Genomic DNA, 13,794 nt, shown 5'->3' with positions numbered 1-13,794 from the left:
AATAAAATATGTAGGCTCTCAATGTTTAGATAAAAAAACCACCACTAAAAAAGTGATGGTTTATATTTTAACTTACGATATGGATTTACTAACCACCCAGTAAGCTTAATGCAGCTTGTGGTACTTGGTTAGCTTGAGCTAGAATTGAAGTACCTGCTTGTTGTAATATCTGATTCTTCGTCATGTGCGCAGTTTCTATCGCAAAATCAGTATCTTGAATTCTGCTTCTTGATGCCGACACATTTTCCTGAATATTAGCTAAGTTACTAATTGTATGGCTAAATCGGTTCTGAATTGCACCTAAACCAGCACGACTTTCATCAATTGCAGCAAGGGCGGCATCAATAACTGTGATTGAATCTTGAGCCCCTGATTGAGTACTTAAATTTACATCTGAAACTTTATCTAATGTCGAGTTTCCTACTGTAACTATTTCTGCCGAAGCTCCCACACTAAAGTTATCACTCGCGGTTAGATTTATTTGAGAATCAACAACTGCGCCATTATCATCACCAGCTTGACCATTTAGCGTTATGGTATTAGTAGCAGCCCCAACGATCATAACCCCGGCGACACCAGTTTGGTTAATTACAATTGAATTAGACGTTGAGCTATACGTTGCATCAATACCTGATTTACCTAGATCAGAAGCTAGCTCAGACGCACTACCACTGTATTGAGCTAAGTCAAAGGTCTTAGCGCCAACCGTTAATGTACCGGTATCAGCAGAGGTAAAAGCAGCTATTGTTGCGGAAACTTTAGTTTCAGCTTTAATGCCTGTTGATTCTGAATTAATTGCTTCAGCAGTTTCTTGTGAATTTTTTATCGATAGGTCGACCGTGCTGTTGCTAAGCGGCCCAGATAAAACTACCGCATTAGATGCAGCTGTTGAGTTTGCAAATGCTGTACCTGCGTTTACAGTGTTATCAAATACTGTACCACCACCATTAGTTGCATGCTCCCCAATAGCGTCGGCAGCAATATTATTTAGGCTAAGAGATATCGTTTCATTGGCATTTGCACCCACCTGGAATGCTTTAGTATTAAAATTACCATCCAGTAACTTTTGTCCACCAAAAGAAGTTGTTTTAGCAATGCGCGTCAACTCAGTTTGTAATGCAGTAACTTCTTTTTGCAATGCATCACGATCTTCTGCACTATTAGAGCCGTTAGCTGATTGTAATGCCAAGTCACGCATACGCTGTAATATATTAGTTGACTCTTGCATTGCACCTTCAGCAGTTTGTGCCATTGAAATACCATCATTAGCATTTCGTTGCGCTACAGCTAAACCGTTAATTTGCGAAGTTAAACGATTAGATATTTGTAAACCTGCAGCGTCATCTTTGGCGCTATTGATACGCATACCTGATGATAAGCGCTGCATTGATGTAGCTAAGCCTTCGCCAGATTTAGTCAAGTTACGTTGAGCATTCAATGATGCCATGTTAGTTACTACTGATAAGGCCATGATAGACTCCTAAAAATTTAATTTATCTTTAACATTGCTTTGCGTTAGTTCGTTTACTTACCAGTTCAACTTCTAACACGCTTTATTTCAGTCCATATCCTTAATTGCGAATCATTACTAAAACAACATTGCAATGTATTTGGACTTCATTGGCCTTAGCAGCCAGTTTTTGCGATTAAGGTTCATTACCTTATAGCGCCAATTTTATGTATTCCTAATTAGATAAAAGCAACATCCGTACCAAAATAATTAAAACTGATACAAATACCCTATATAAACAGAAAAATTTATAAAACTTATCTAATATAATTAAAAAGATTTAGCCCTTGTACTTGGGTAAATGTTTGCTGAGCGGCTTGCAGCGCAACCTTCGACTGTTCGAAAACTGATATTGCTTTAGCAAAATCTAAATCTTCAATTGAGGCTCTGCCTGACGATAAGTAGAGTTCAGTATCTAGATGATTACTTTGCTGGCGATCTATAACCTGTAAGTTGATACCTGACTCTGCTCGGCGCGATGTTAAGTGATTCATTGAATCGCTCAATTGTTCAATTATTTGATTAAAGTCAACCTGTACCTGTGGATCATCACCGGCACTGGCCTTGTTATTAATCCAATCAATCGCAGACTTTATGGTGTCAAAAACGCCTATATCTTGTTCTGGAGTTAATGTCATTTTATCGCCCGGCAATGGGTTGCCGCTTAGCTTTACTTCTATACCGTTAAAGGCAATGCTTTGCCCTGGTACATAGCCGGTAATAGTTGTAACGTTTGATGCACCATCTGTAATAGTAAGTTCTGTTTCAGAGGTAAACTCAATGATAAAGTCGGCTGGGTTAGCGCTACTATCATAAACACTCGCATCGGCAACTACCGCGCGTTCAACAGCTATGCCTGAATTATTAACGTTGTATGTTGCTGAAAAGTCACCAATGGCATTTGGCACTTTTTGAAAAACATGTTCGCCACTTTGATTACTCGCAATTGAAACATTTTTTGCTATTTGTAATTCTCGAACACCATTGTCACCACGGTAATCAACCGAGTTATCTGTTTGTAAAACAAAAGGTGCATCGTCTATTTGATAACCCGCAAAAACGTAACCACCGGTTTCATCTTTGGTGTTCGCAATGTCGAGAATTTGTTGCAAAGTTTGGCTCGCCTGCTGGCCAATAGAGGCAAGATCATCGGCTGAATACACACCATTGTTGGCCTGTAGCATTAAATCTTTTAGTTCATTCATAATACCTTCAGCATTTCCTAATGAGGTATCGATTAAACTATTGTGGTTTTCAGCTTGAGTAATATTTCGTTGATACTTTTCGATATTAGCTAAATCATTTTTATATCCGGCTAATGTGCTAAATGCCACGGCATCATCTTTCGCAGTTTCAACCCGTTTACCGGAAGAAAGGTGGCTCATTTGGTCATTAACGCTGCTTTGCTGATTAGACATTTGCATGCCGCTTTGATTATAAAACTGTGCTGTAGAAACGCGCATAATAACTCCTATCTAGAGACCGCTAATAAGGTGTCGAATATCGTATTGGCCACTGAAATTATCTGTGACGACGCTTGGTAAGCTTGTTGATACTTCAAAAGATTTGCTGCTTCTTCATCAAGGTTTACCCCAGAATTAGATTGATTACGGTTATAAGCTTGTGTAAACAAGGCCTGAGCAGTATCAGCAATCAGTTCAGCTGAACTGGCACTTGAGCCAACTTGGGCTGTTGCCGTGGCTAATGCCTGACTGAAAGTTTGTTTACCACCACCAAGAATTTGTTCTTCTTGTGTTGCCGCCATAAGGGTGGCATTACTGGCATTACCAGAACCAAAAGCATCTGAAATAGTAAACTTTTCACGTGCTAGTGCGCCTTGTCCTACCGGCAAACCTGCTATTTCAATTTGAAAAGCTGGCGTTGCTGGTGATGGAGGCATATCAATTACAGCTGTTGATCCTGCCGCGAAGCTACCGCTAGCTATGGTTGCTGCAGGCGGTGGCGTTGCTGCATTAAAAACTCGATAGTCAAAAACACCTGGTGCACTTTCATAAACATCGACAGTTAAATCTGCATTTATAGTATCGGTAAAAGAACGAGCAACTTCTGGGTCGGTAACATTAACGATACTTACTGAGCCATTACTGACATTATTATCATCCGCTTGTACTTCAATAGCAGAGCTTGCTGCTATGCCTTTTGGATCATTAAGGATTACTTTCAATAATGCTGCGCTATTTTCTGTAGGGCGCAAAGTAAAACTGTCATTCGCGTTTGGCGTACCTGAGTTAATGGTGAATTCAAAGCCAAACTCTGTTGGGTAAACACCTGTGGTTGTTTCTACCAATGTTGTTGTTGAACCATCACGAGTATTAGTCATGATGTAGTCACTGCCGTCGTATTTAACGGTGAATTCATTGGTAGGTACTAACGAAACATCGGTAATTTTGATACCGGCTTCAACATTACCTGAATTTTTTGAAGAAGCTAAAACTCTTGAGGTTTGCAATAACGTGCTGTTGATATCGGTAAAAATATCTAGACCTTGTTTTTCATTTAAGTCTAAACCTTGAGCTTGCGATTGATTTAATGTTTGCGAAACCGCCATCGCTAAACGATTAAGTTCGCTGCGAGCTTGGGTTATATGTTCATCGCGATATTCTATTTTTGCGGCAATAGCGCCACCGAGTTTTGAGGCATCAAGGGCAACTTTACCATTGCGACTATTTAACTGTAATCTGGTTTGTAATGGGTCTGAAATGCCCGCTTCTACACTGACTGTTAACGGTGTAATGCCAGCAACTAAAGTCGCGCCGTTGCCGATCATCACCGTCATTACGCCATGAGTATCTTCAATAGTGCTAACTGAGGTGTATTCACCTAACTCATTAACGAGTTGATCACGTTTATCTAATAAGTCATTCGGCTGACCCGTTTGGCTGATATCTTTGTTCTGTAATATCTGTTCATTAATTTTTGCTAAGTCGAGCGAAATTTGCGAAATTTTATTCGCCATTTCTTCTATTTCGCCGTTAGTTGATTTTTCAAGCTGATCTAAATTATTGCTTATGCTGTTAAAGTCTTGTGCTAATACATTTGCTTGGCTCAGGGCGATGTTGCGTAAGCCAATATCGTTAGGGTTGTCTGCTATGCTATTAACCGCTTGATAAAAACGCTGAATTGAACCGCCAATAGCTTCGCTAGAGAAGGACATTATTTCGTTTAATTGGTTCAGATCTAAGCTAATAGAGTCAGCATTACCCAAGTTACTTTTATTGAGTAATTGTTCTTTATAAGAGAATTGATCGTAAAGGCGAGTGATGTCTTGAACATAGGTACCAGAGCCAACAAAGTTGCCACCGTTATAGTTTCCTACCGTTGCACCCTGCTCGGTGCGTTGGCGGGTATAGCCTTCGGTATTAACGTTAGCAATGTTATGCCCTGTAGTCGCTAACTGTTGCTGCGCGGACAGTAAACCACTTACACCAGTTTGATACAGATTAATCGACATGACCTAAACTCCTACAGTAACCTTAATTTCAACAGTGAAATTAGCGGTGATCTTATTTATTTAATAAGCCGGTTACTGTCCGAAGTGTTCCCATTATCTTTTTAGCGTAATTGGGATCGGTAGCATAACCAGCACTCTGTAGGTTATGCAAAAATTGCTCCACATCTGTAGATTTCTCTAAAGCACCTTGATAGCGTTCACTTTTTGTTAATAAATTTAGGTAATCGTTAACACTTTGACCGATTGATTCGTAAACTCTAAACGGTTCACGTTTTTTCACCATAGCGCCATCTTCAAACTCTAAGGTTTCTTTATGAACCTTCTCGCCAGTCCAACGGCTACCGGCTTTAATGTTAAATAAGTTATTTGAGCTTTCACCGGTATTGGTTTTGATAATTTTTTGGCCCCAACCGGTTTCAAGCGCGGCCTGTGCAATAACCACTTCAAAAGGAACATTAATTTTGTCTTGAACACGTTTTGCATCTGCGGTTAAGGCACTTACAAAATCTTTAGGCTCAGCAAATGTAGGGCTTTGCAGCATGTTTACGGCTTGGGCGGCAATAGAGCCATTAGTTTGACGATCTTTACTAGGATCCTGATCCGATGACGAATCTTTGACTAAGCTATTAGCACTTACCAGTGAAGGCTCGCTAATGCGAACGCTACCTCTACTATCAAGGTTGCCGTCGCTGCGTAAAATGGTATGAGGCGTAAAGTTTTCAGTGTCGCCACCAAGTTGGCGAACAATTAAGGGTGCTAGCCCTAACGCACCATTGTTAGAAAGCTCAAGCGACATTTGTTGATCATGCATGTCACGATAAAACTTAGTTGATTCAGAATTAAGTGGGCTGTCTGCCTCTAATACGGCTTGCGCTTTACGCATACTTTTCATCAGCATTTGCATAAAAATAGCTTCAAACTGTTTTGCAGCTTGTTCTAATGCATCTTTTTTACTGGCATTATCACCTGTTTTCGCGTCTTGGCGAATAGAGTTTAAACCATTTATGTCTAAAAAGTTTTGTGCGTCTGCTATGCGTGTTGTCATAATTAGGCTCTCTTGATCATTAAATAATGATCAAATTCCCTCGAAGTGCGCCCGCTTGATCTAATGCTTCTAGTATCGCCATAACATCACCAGGACCAGCACCTACTTGGTTTATTGCTCGTACTAATGCGTCTAAAGTAACACCAGGGTCGAAAACAAACATGCGAGAGTCGTCTTGCTTAACATCAATAATTGATTGATTGGTTGCTACCGTTTCGCCCTCAGAAAATGCATTTGGTTGCGAAACACCTTCAATCTCATTAATGGTTACTGTAATGCCACCATGAGTTATTGCCGCAGGCAGTAAACGTACATCGGCACCAATAACAATGGTCCCCGTGCGCGAGTTAACAATAATTTTTGCAGATGGTGAACCCGGCTCAAACTCTAAGTTTTCTAATGTGGCTAAAAAGCTAACTCTGTCGGCCGCATCCCTAGGCGCAGTTACTCTTACTGACGTTGCATCAATTGCGCGAGCAGAACCAGAAATTAAATTATTTATCGTATCTGAAAGTCGTTTAGCGGTAGTAAAGTCAGCATTATGAAGATTAAAGGTTATATGATCGCCAGAGGTAAAAGGTGAAAGTACTTCTCGTTCTACCATAGCGCCATTAGCAATTCGCCCTACCGTTGGGGTATTGGCTATAACTTTTGACCCATCTAGCCCTTCAGCACCTAAACCACTGACAATTAAACTACCTTGTGCAACAGCATAAGCATTACCATCTAATCCCATTAATATGGTTTGAATTAACGTACCGCCACGCAAGCTTTGCGCGCTACCCATTGAAGAAACAGTTACATCAATTTTTTGGCCTGGTTTTGAAAACGCAGGTAATTCAGCATGCACAGCTACCGCTGCAACATTTTTAATTTTAGGCTTTAAGTTGGCCGGCATAGTAATACCGAAGTTACTTAACATGGTTTTAAAGCTTTGTTCAGTAAAAGGGCTTTGTTCACCTGTACCAGGTAAACCTACCACTAAACCATAACCAATAAGTTGGTTGCTTCTTACACCCGCTACATCTGCTAGATCTTTTATACGCTGAGCACTTGCTTCAGATACGAAAAAAAACACACTCAAACAAATGAAACTATATAAATACTTTTTCATCATATTTCCCTCTAAAGAGGCCACCAAGAGCTACTAAAAAACTTAGACAACCAGCCTTGTTCTTGTACATCTGCAAAAGTGCCAGTACCAGCATACTCGATACGAGCATTAGCGACTTTGCTTGAGGTAACAGTATTACTTGAGCTAATGTCTTGTGACCGAACAATACCGGTTAAGCGTATAAACTCATCACCATTATTTAACGACATCCACTTTTCGCCACGAATCATCAGGTTTCCGTTGGGTAGTACGCGTAAAACATGCACAGAAATATTGCCAGATAAACTGTTGCCTTGGTTAGCTTTAGCATCACCAGAAAAGTCTGACGATTGATCATAGCCGAACTGTATCGCCTTGTTATTAAAGTTTACAGCTGCGCCCCCAAACCCTGTAATAGGATTTAACGTAGCACTGTTTTCTTTAGTTAACTCAGTTTTAGCACTTTTTTGTGATTGTGTGCTTTCACTTAAAATGACAGAAATAATATCGCCAACACGATGCGCTTTAGAATCTGAATAAATGTTATTAACATAATTCAGCTTAAAAAGTGATCCCGTTGGTACTAATGGTTCGTCTTCCATTTCAGGTAAAATAGGGGCGAAGTCAGGATCATTGGGCAATGTTCTTGCCTGCTCAGTACTAGCACAGCCTGTGAACAATATTGCAACTATGCTTGCCTTTAATAAGGTAAATAATAATGAATTCTTTTTGCCGTTCATGATACCTTCCTCAACTTTTATAATTGCTGATTAATGTAGCTAAGCATTTGATCAACCGCTGAAATAACTTTAGAGTTCATTTCATAAACACGCTGACTTTCAATCAAGTTAACCAGCTCTTCCGTGGTATTAACGTTTGATGTTTCCAATGCGCCTTGCACGATTAACCCGTAACCTTCTAAGCCAGGAACACCCTCTTGAGGCGCGCCACTAACAGCGGTTTCAACATACAAGTTTTGACCAATGGGTTCTAAACCTGTTGGGTTAATAAAATTAATGGTATTAATTTGCCCAATAACCGCTGGCTCTGCTTGGCCTTGCAAGGTAACTGAAACTTCACCGTCTTGTGAAACAATAATACTCAAGGCATCTTCAGGCACCGTAACTTGTGGTTGCAATAAGTAACCTGCTCCCGGTGTAACAATGTTACCTTCTTCGTCCATGGTAAATTGACCATTGCGCGAATAGGCAGACGAGCCATCAGGCATTAAAATCTCAAACATACCTTCGCCTTGGATCATTAAATCTAGGGCATTGTCAGTATTAAGCATGTCACCTTGGGTATGAATTTTTTGTGTGGCTACAACTTTGGTACCGGCACCTAGCATTAATCCAGATGGCATTTCAGTGTCTTGTGCTGAACGTCCGCCTGGTTGATTGATATTTTGATACAGTAAATCTTCAAATACTGCTCGGCTCTTTTTAAAGCCTACCGTGCTCGCATTGGCTAAGTTATGCGAAATAACAGCAATTTCTTTTGTTTGCGCATCTAAGCCTGTTTTACTAATCCATAATGCTGGGTTCATACATCACCTCGAAAAAATTTATTTAGAACGCTCGTAATAATGAAGATGCACTTGAGTCAACTTCTTCAGCGGTTTTCATCATTTTTAACTGCATTTCAAATTGACGTTGCAGTGCGATCATATCGGTCATTTCACTGATCGGATTTACGTTACTTGATTCTAACGAACCATTGGCTACTGTAACGGTAATATCAGCCGGTTCATTGTTGCCGTCTTTTCGGCGAAATAGACCGTCGTTACCTTTTTCTAACAAACGACTGTCGGGGTTCACTAGCTTCAAACGTGCGGCTTCTTCTTGTACAGAAGCAGGAGCACCTTCTGGCTGAACCATAATGGTTCCGTCACCAGCAATATTGATATTATTTATGGGTAACGGTAAAAAAATTGGGCCAGTGTCGCCAATAACTAAATCACCATTTGACGTTTCTAATGCACCATTTTCATTTAACTTTAATTGGCCATTACGGGTGTAAGCTTCGCTGCCGTCTTTAGTTTGAACGGTTAACCACCCAGCCCCTTTAATGGCAATATCGAGATCTCGACCTGTGGTAAGTAAAGCGCCACTGTCAAAGTTTTGGCCTGCTCGTTCGGTCATAGAAAACACGCGAGTAGGCAAGCCTTCGCCAAAAGCTTGCATTGCTCTAGCGTTCGCTAAATCAGCTTTAAAGCCCGTTGTTTTGGCGTTAGCGAGATTATTAGCAGTGACTGATAAGGCTTGCATATTCTGCTTCGCACCGCTCATAGCGATATATAGCATCTTATCCATAATAAAATTCACCCAATAATAGTTATAATAATTGAACTGTTGCAAGTAAAGTGCCAGATACGAAGCTGATGCTATTGGGTCACAAATAAGAAATGATATTTATCTCTGGTTCGCGTAAAGATAAATATAAATAAAGCAGCTAAAAAATATCAAAATCAAAAAGATGGAATAAAGCGGTTAATTAAAACACTGATAATAAATTGGCTTGTGTACTTATAATATTAAGCTTTATTTAAGCTAAGCTTTACCGTCAATAAATAGTAAGCACTATGAGTTATCGTTAGATAATACTCAAAATTTGATGATTAAATATGAACTATTTTTGTATGCAAACAAAGCTTACCTAGTCCAATAGCTATACCCAAATATGGACATTAAAAAACCAGATATCTTGGTAAGATTATCTGGTTTTTATATTCGAACTCATCATACGAATTCACTAACGATTGTGCTAATTAGGCTAAGCTAGGCTAGACAAAGCTAGACTAGGCGCTTAAATAACGTAACTAGCTTCTAATTAACGAATTTGTAAAATCGTTTGGTTTAATTGATTATCTACTTCTAGTGCTCGCGAGTTTGCTTGGAAATTACGTTGCGCTGAAATCAAGTCAATTAATTCTGAGGTTAAGTTAACGTTAGATTGCTCTAAAGCGGAAGAGTTTATGGTACCAAAAGTGCCTGAACCACCCTCGCCTGCTAATGCCTCACCTGATGTAATACTTTCTTTCCAAGCTGTACTACCAACCTGTTTTAAGCCTTGCTCATTAGCAAAATTTACCATGGCAATGCGCGATAATGGCTCAGAAGTACCATTACTATAAGTTGCTCTAACTAATCCGTCAGTACCAATATCTATACCGGTTAATCGACCAACCGCTAAACCATCTTGCTGTAATGATGTAACTTCAAAGTTAGAGGCAAACTGTGTAGGTTCGTTTGGATTCGGGCCTAGTGGATCTAGGTTAAAATCAATTTTAATCGTTTGTGAGGTGTCTGCACCGTTAGGCAAATGGTTAGTAAAGTCGACAGTAGTAATACCGCCAAAAGCATCTGCTGGTATTTGAGATTGAAAATCACCCGAAGAATCAAATATTAACCTAGCACCCGTTAAGCCGCCACCTGCAGATAATGGGCCTGATACGGCTCCACCAACAGGGTTAGTGCTACCATCTGCAGCCGGGTCAACCAAGTCAATTGGATTGCCATCTACCGAGGCAAAAAGCATCCACTCATTTGGATTTACACTTGGATCATCTTTAATAAAGTAATAAGTCATTACATGACTATCACCTAATGAATCGAAGATAGTTACCGATGTTGAATGATTAAATGTTAATGGATCTTCTGGATCAAAGTTACCTGGCGCTGACGAAATATAACTATCACCTGCCGGCAAGTTCATTCTTATATCAACTTCTGATGACTTTTGTGGTGCACCTGAAGCCGTTGGTATACGAATAGGTTCAGCAGTACTTAAACTTACCGAAGCAGAAGTACCATCAGCATTTACCGGGAAACCTAGTAAATGACCACCTTGCGAGTTTACAATAAAGTTATCTTGGTTAAGCTTAAATTCGCCAGCACGTGTATATGAGGTTTCTAAGCTATTTAACTCAGGAACAGTGGCAAAAAAACCGTTACCCGTAATCGCTAAATCTAAAGAGTTGTTGGTAAACTTAATGCTACCTTGTGAAAACTGTTGTGCAACTTCAGCGGTTAAAACACCGTCACCAACCTTAGTTTTACTCGAAGATAAAAGCGAAGCCGCGTAAACGTCAACGAATTCTGCACGTGATTCTTTAAAGCCGGTGGTGTTTACATTGGCTATGTTGTTGGATGTTACATCCAAATCTTTCTGAGCTGCGTTTAATCCGCTCAACGCTACATTAAATGACATAATTTCACCTCATATAAAAAATGATTGCTTAACCTTGAGAAACTTCAACTACGTCTGAAAGTTTCATGGTGCTACCACCATTAAGGTTTAATAAAATACTTCCACCGCTTCCGGCTAAAGTAACACTGTCGACTTTACGATAAGTCATCGCTTGCAATTCTGATGCGTTACCTTCAACTAAGCCGGCAACACGAAATCGATACGCCCCCTCTGGAGCAGGCTCACCGTTAGATGCTTGACCATCCCAAGTGAAAGTAAACTCACCCGATGCAACACTACCTACAGGTACCGTTTGAATAATTTCACCGGCAACATTCTCTACGTAAATATTGACATTACTTGCTGGCTGGTCGGTCACTAATTTACCTTTTACCGATTGACCTTCTTCCATACCAAATACGTTATCTTCAACAAGTACACTACGACCGACAAGTGATGAAGCCTGTAAAGCTTGGCTAGACGACATTGAAGCTGCAAAACTGGTAAATTGATCGTTTAACTGTGTTACGCCATCAGTGGTTGAGAATGCGGTCATTTGAGAAATCATCTCATTGTTTTCTACCGGCTTGGTCGGATCTTGATTTGACAATTCTTGAGTAAGCAACGCGAAGAAATCTGCTTGCGTCAACATCCCCCTATTTTCATCAGCCTCAGGAGTAGACGTGTCATGTTGCCAACGAATATTGTCTAAAGGGCTAGAGCCAGATACTGTTTCCATAATAGTTCCTATTTAACCTTAGCGTTGACCAAGTGTTAGCGTTTTATTCAGCATATTTTTTGCTGACTCGGCTAATTGCACATTGGTTTGGTATGAACGAGAAGCAGAGATCATATTGGTCATTTCTTCAATTACGTTCACATTCGGCTTATAAATATAGCCTTCACCGTCTGCCATCGGATGATCAGGAGCGTATTCAACATTTAATGGTTTGTTACTTTCAACAACGCCGAGCACCTCAACACCTACCGACTCATTTTGTCCGCCGGCAGCTTTTTGCATCTCAGCGGCAAAAACTGGATGACGCGCTCGATATGTTTGATCAACACTACTGCTAACACTATCAGCGTTAGCAATATTACTGGCCGTGGTATTTAAACGCACAGACTGTGCGCTCATGCCCGAACCAGATATAGAAAATACATTAAATAGGCTCATTGTTATTGCCCTCCAGTGATTGCTTTTCTCAAGCCTTTAATTCTACCGTTTAAGAATTCTAGGCTTGCTTGGTATTCCATAGAGTTTTCTAGATACAAGTTTCGTTCCACTTGTACATCTACACTGTTACCGTCACCGGTATCAGTTTGGTTTGCTGCACGGAAACCTACGCCGTTATTGAGCTCCATACGAACATCAAAATGTTTTTCGTTTGTGCGAGTCATACCGGTTTGTTGTTTTGAGGCTGCTTGAGCTAATGCGGCTTTGAAATCCATCCCTTTAGCTTTGTAGCCAGGTGTATCAGCATTAGCAATATTGCTCGCAATAAGTTCAGCGCGCTGAGCACGCACTTGTAAACTTTGCGGACTTATACCAAATGCTTTTTCAAAACTAATCGCCATAAAAAATACCTCCATATTAATGAAGGTATTTATTCAAGATTTATGCCAGAGGTATAAAGAAAGGTTATTTTTTTTGGTAAACAATACCAGGGTTACATCGCAACATATTAAAATCTTGGCTAATACCCGATAGTGATTCTGAGGCACCTAAAAATAGATAACAGCCATTATTTAAAGTGCCATGAATTTGAGAAATAATTTTTGATTTTAATTCTGGCGAGAAGTAAATCAATACGTTACGACAAAAAACAAGATCGAAACGTCCCATTATGCTGTAACTATTAAGCAAGTTTAGCTGACGAAAGCTCACCATATTTTTAATGACATCTTTAAGTTTTAACATGCCATTATCACTGGTCTCAAAAAACTTTCTTTTGCGGTCACTAGATAAACCTCTCGACAACGCTAAATTGTCATAATGTGCATGTTTGCATTGCTCTAACATAGTGTTGGAGATGTCAGTGCCAATAATTTGAACACCACCAGGAAATGCCCCCGGATTACTTTGCTGAAATTCATAAATAGCCATAGCGATTGAATAGGGCTCTTGCCCTGATGAACTAGCCGCTGACCATATTCTTAATGGGGTTCGCTGGCTTTTAAACTCTGTCAATATGCGTTTTTTTAGCAGTTCAAATGGGTATTCGTCTCGAAACCATAACGTTTCATTGGTCGTCATAGCGTCAATAACTGCCGCCCTTAATTGCCGATTTGCCGGATTAAGTGTTTGCGCAACTAATGCTGATAATGAGCTAATGTCAAATTTTAACATCAATGGTGTTAATCGGCTTCTAACCAAGTACTGCTTATTTTCGCCTAACACGATGCCACATTGTTGCTCTAAAAAGCGACGAAACTGATCATAGCTTTTATTGTCTATCTCATTAACTACCACTTGCAATAACCCG

13 protein-coding genes are annotated in these 13,794 nt (G+C 40.0%); all 13 read right to left on the bottom strand.

Translation table 11 applies throughout. From position 1 onward, the window contains the following. Positions 1-88 precede the first annotated feature (88 nt). Entirely contained in the window at positions 89-1,471 is a 1,383-nt protein-coding gene (locus tag AC27H3_RS13010; RefSeq protein ID WP_487106826.1) for a flagellin, read from the bottom strand. A 296-nt stretch (positions 1,472-1,767) separates the two neighbouring features. After that, on the bottom strand, positions 1,768-2,973 hold the full coding sequence (flgL, locus tag AC27H3_RS13005; protein ID WP_487106824.1) for a flagellar hook-associated protein FlgL: 1,206 nt from the start codon (positions 2,971-2,973) through the stop codon (positions 1,768-1,770). An 8-nt stretch (positions 2,974-2,981) separates the two neighbouring features. Then, on the bottom strand, positions 2,982-4,982 hold the full coding sequence (gene flgK / locus AC27H3_RS13000; RefSeq protein ID WP_487106822.1) for a flagellar hook-associated protein FlgK: 2,001 nt from the start codon (positions 4,980-4,982) through the stop codon (positions 2,982-2,984). Positions 4,983-5,034: 52 nt separating this feature from the next. Beyond that, positions 5,035-6,027, bottom strand: coding sequence for a flagellar assembly peptidoglycan hydrolase FlgJ (gene flgJ / locus AC27H3_RS12995; protein WP_487106820.1), 993 nt, complete (start codon positions 6,025-6,027; stop codon positions 5,035-5,037). Between the two features lie 19 nt (positions 6,028-6,046). After that, complete coding sequence (locus tag AC27H3_RS12990) at positions 6,047-7,144, bottom strand: flagellar basal body P-ring protein FlgI (protein ID WP_487106818.1); 1,098 nt, start codon at positions 7,142-7,144, stop codon at positions 6,047-6,049. A gap of 8 nt (positions 7,145-7,152) precedes the next feature. Beyond that, the gene (gene flgH / locus AC27H3_RS12985; RefSeq protein WP_487106816.1) at positions 7,153-7,860 is read right to left on the bottom strand and encodes a flagellar basal body L-ring protein FlgH; all 708 of its coding nucleotides are present in this window, start codon (positions 7,858-7,860) and stop codon (positions 7,153-7,155) included. A 17-nt stretch (positions 7,861-7,877) separates the two neighbouring features. Beyond that, on the bottom strand, positions 7,878-8,666 hold the full coding sequence (gene flgG, locus AC27H3_RS12980) for a flagellar basal-body rod protein FlgG (protein WP_085301616.1): 789 nt from the start codon (positions 8,664-8,666) through the stop codon (positions 7,878-7,880). A gap of 22 nt (positions 8,667-8,688) precedes the next feature. Further along, complete coding sequence (gene flgF / locus AC27H3_RS12975; RefSeq protein WP_487106814.1) at positions 8,689-9,432, bottom strand: flagellar basal-body rod protein FlgF; 744 nt, start codon at positions 9,430-9,432, stop codon at positions 8,689-8,691. A 517-nt stretch (positions 9,433-9,949) separates the two neighbouring features. Next, complete coding sequence (flgE, locus tag AC27H3_RS12970; RefSeq protein ID WP_487106812.1) at positions 9,950-11,329, bottom strand: flagellar hook protein FlgE; 1,380 nt, start codon at positions 11,327-11,329, stop codon at positions 9,950-9,952. A gap of 28 nt (positions 11,330-11,357) precedes the next feature. Then, positions 11,358-12,047, bottom strand: a complete 690-nt coding sequence (locus tag AC27H3_RS12965; RefSeq protein ID WP_487106810.1) for a flagellar hook assembly protein FlgD — start codon at positions 12,045-12,047, stop codon at positions 11,358-11,360. A gap of 18 nt (positions 12,048-12,065) precedes the next feature. Next, positions 12,066-12,485, bottom strand: coding sequence for a flagellar basal body rod protein FlgC (gene flgC / locus AC27H3_RS12960; protein ID WP_487106809.1), 420 nt, complete (start codon positions 12,483-12,485; stop codon positions 12,066-12,068). 2 nt (positions 12,486-12,487) lie between these two features. Continuing rightward, entirely contained in the window at positions 12,488-12,886 is a 399-nt protein-coding gene (gene flgB, locus AC27H3_RS12955) for a flagellar basal body rod protein FlgB (protein WP_487106807.1), read from the bottom strand. Positions 12,887-12,950: 64 nt separating this feature from the next. Next, positions 12,951-13,781 (bottom strand): CheR family methyltransferase, encoded by an 831-nt coding sequence (locus AC27H3_RS12950; protein ID WP_487106805.1) that lies wholly within the window; start codon positions 13,779-13,781, stop codon positions 12,951-12,953. Positions 13,782-13,794 lie beyond the last annotated feature (13 nt).

The organism is Colwellia sp. NW0002-52-1, from assembly GCF_057550865.1.
This window is presented reverse-complemented; position numbering and strand designations above follow the sequence as displayed.

Bases quoted from the DNA above. Each gene is read 5' to 3' on its own strand.
- flgK (WP_487106822.1), bottom strand. From the start codon at position 4,982: ATGTCGATTAATCTGTATCAAACTGGTGTAAGTGGTTTACTGTCCGCG.
- flgL (WP_487106824.1), bottom strand. From the start codon at position 2,973: ATGCGCGTTTCTACAGCACAGTTTTATAATCAAAGCGGCATGCAAATG.
- flgJ (WP_487106820.1), bottom strand. From the start codon at position 6,027: ATGACAACACGCATAGCAGACGCACAAAACTTTTTAGACATAAATGGT.
- flgF (WP_487106814.1), bottom strand. From the start codon at position 9,432: ATGGATAAGATGCTATATATCGCTATGAGCGGTGCGAAGCAGAATATG.
- AC27H3_RS12965 (WP_487106810.1), bottom strand. From the start codon at position 12,047: ATGGAAACAGTATCTGGCTCTAGCCCTTTAGACAATATTCGTTGGCAA.
- flgH (WP_487106816.1), bottom strand. From the start codon at position 7,860: ATGAACGGCAAAAAGAATTCATTATTATTTACCTTATTAAAGGCAAGC.
- flgE (WP_487106812.1), bottom strand. From the start codon at position 11,329: ATGTCATTTAATGTAGCGTTGAGCGGATTAAACGCAGCTCAGAAAGAT.
- flgB (WP_487106807.1), bottom strand. From the start codon at position 12,886: ATGGCGATTAGTTTTGAAAAAGCATTTGGTATAAGTCCGCAAAGTTTA.
- AC27H3_RS12990 (WP_487106818.1), bottom strand. From the start codon at position 7,144: ATGATGAAAAAGTATTTATATAGTTTCATTTGTTTGAGTGTGTTTTTT.
- flgC (WP_487106809.1), bottom strand. From the start codon at position 12,485: ATGAGCCTATTTAATGTATTTTCTATATCTGGTTCGGGCATGAGCGCA.
- AC27H3_RS13010 (WP_487106826.1), bottom strand. From the start codon at position 1,471: ATGGCCTTATCAGTAGTAACTAACATGGCATCATTGAATGCTCAACGT.
- flgG (WP_085301616.1), bottom strand. From the start codon at position 8,666: ATGAACCCAGCATTATGGATTAGTAAAACAGGCTTAGATGCGCAAACA.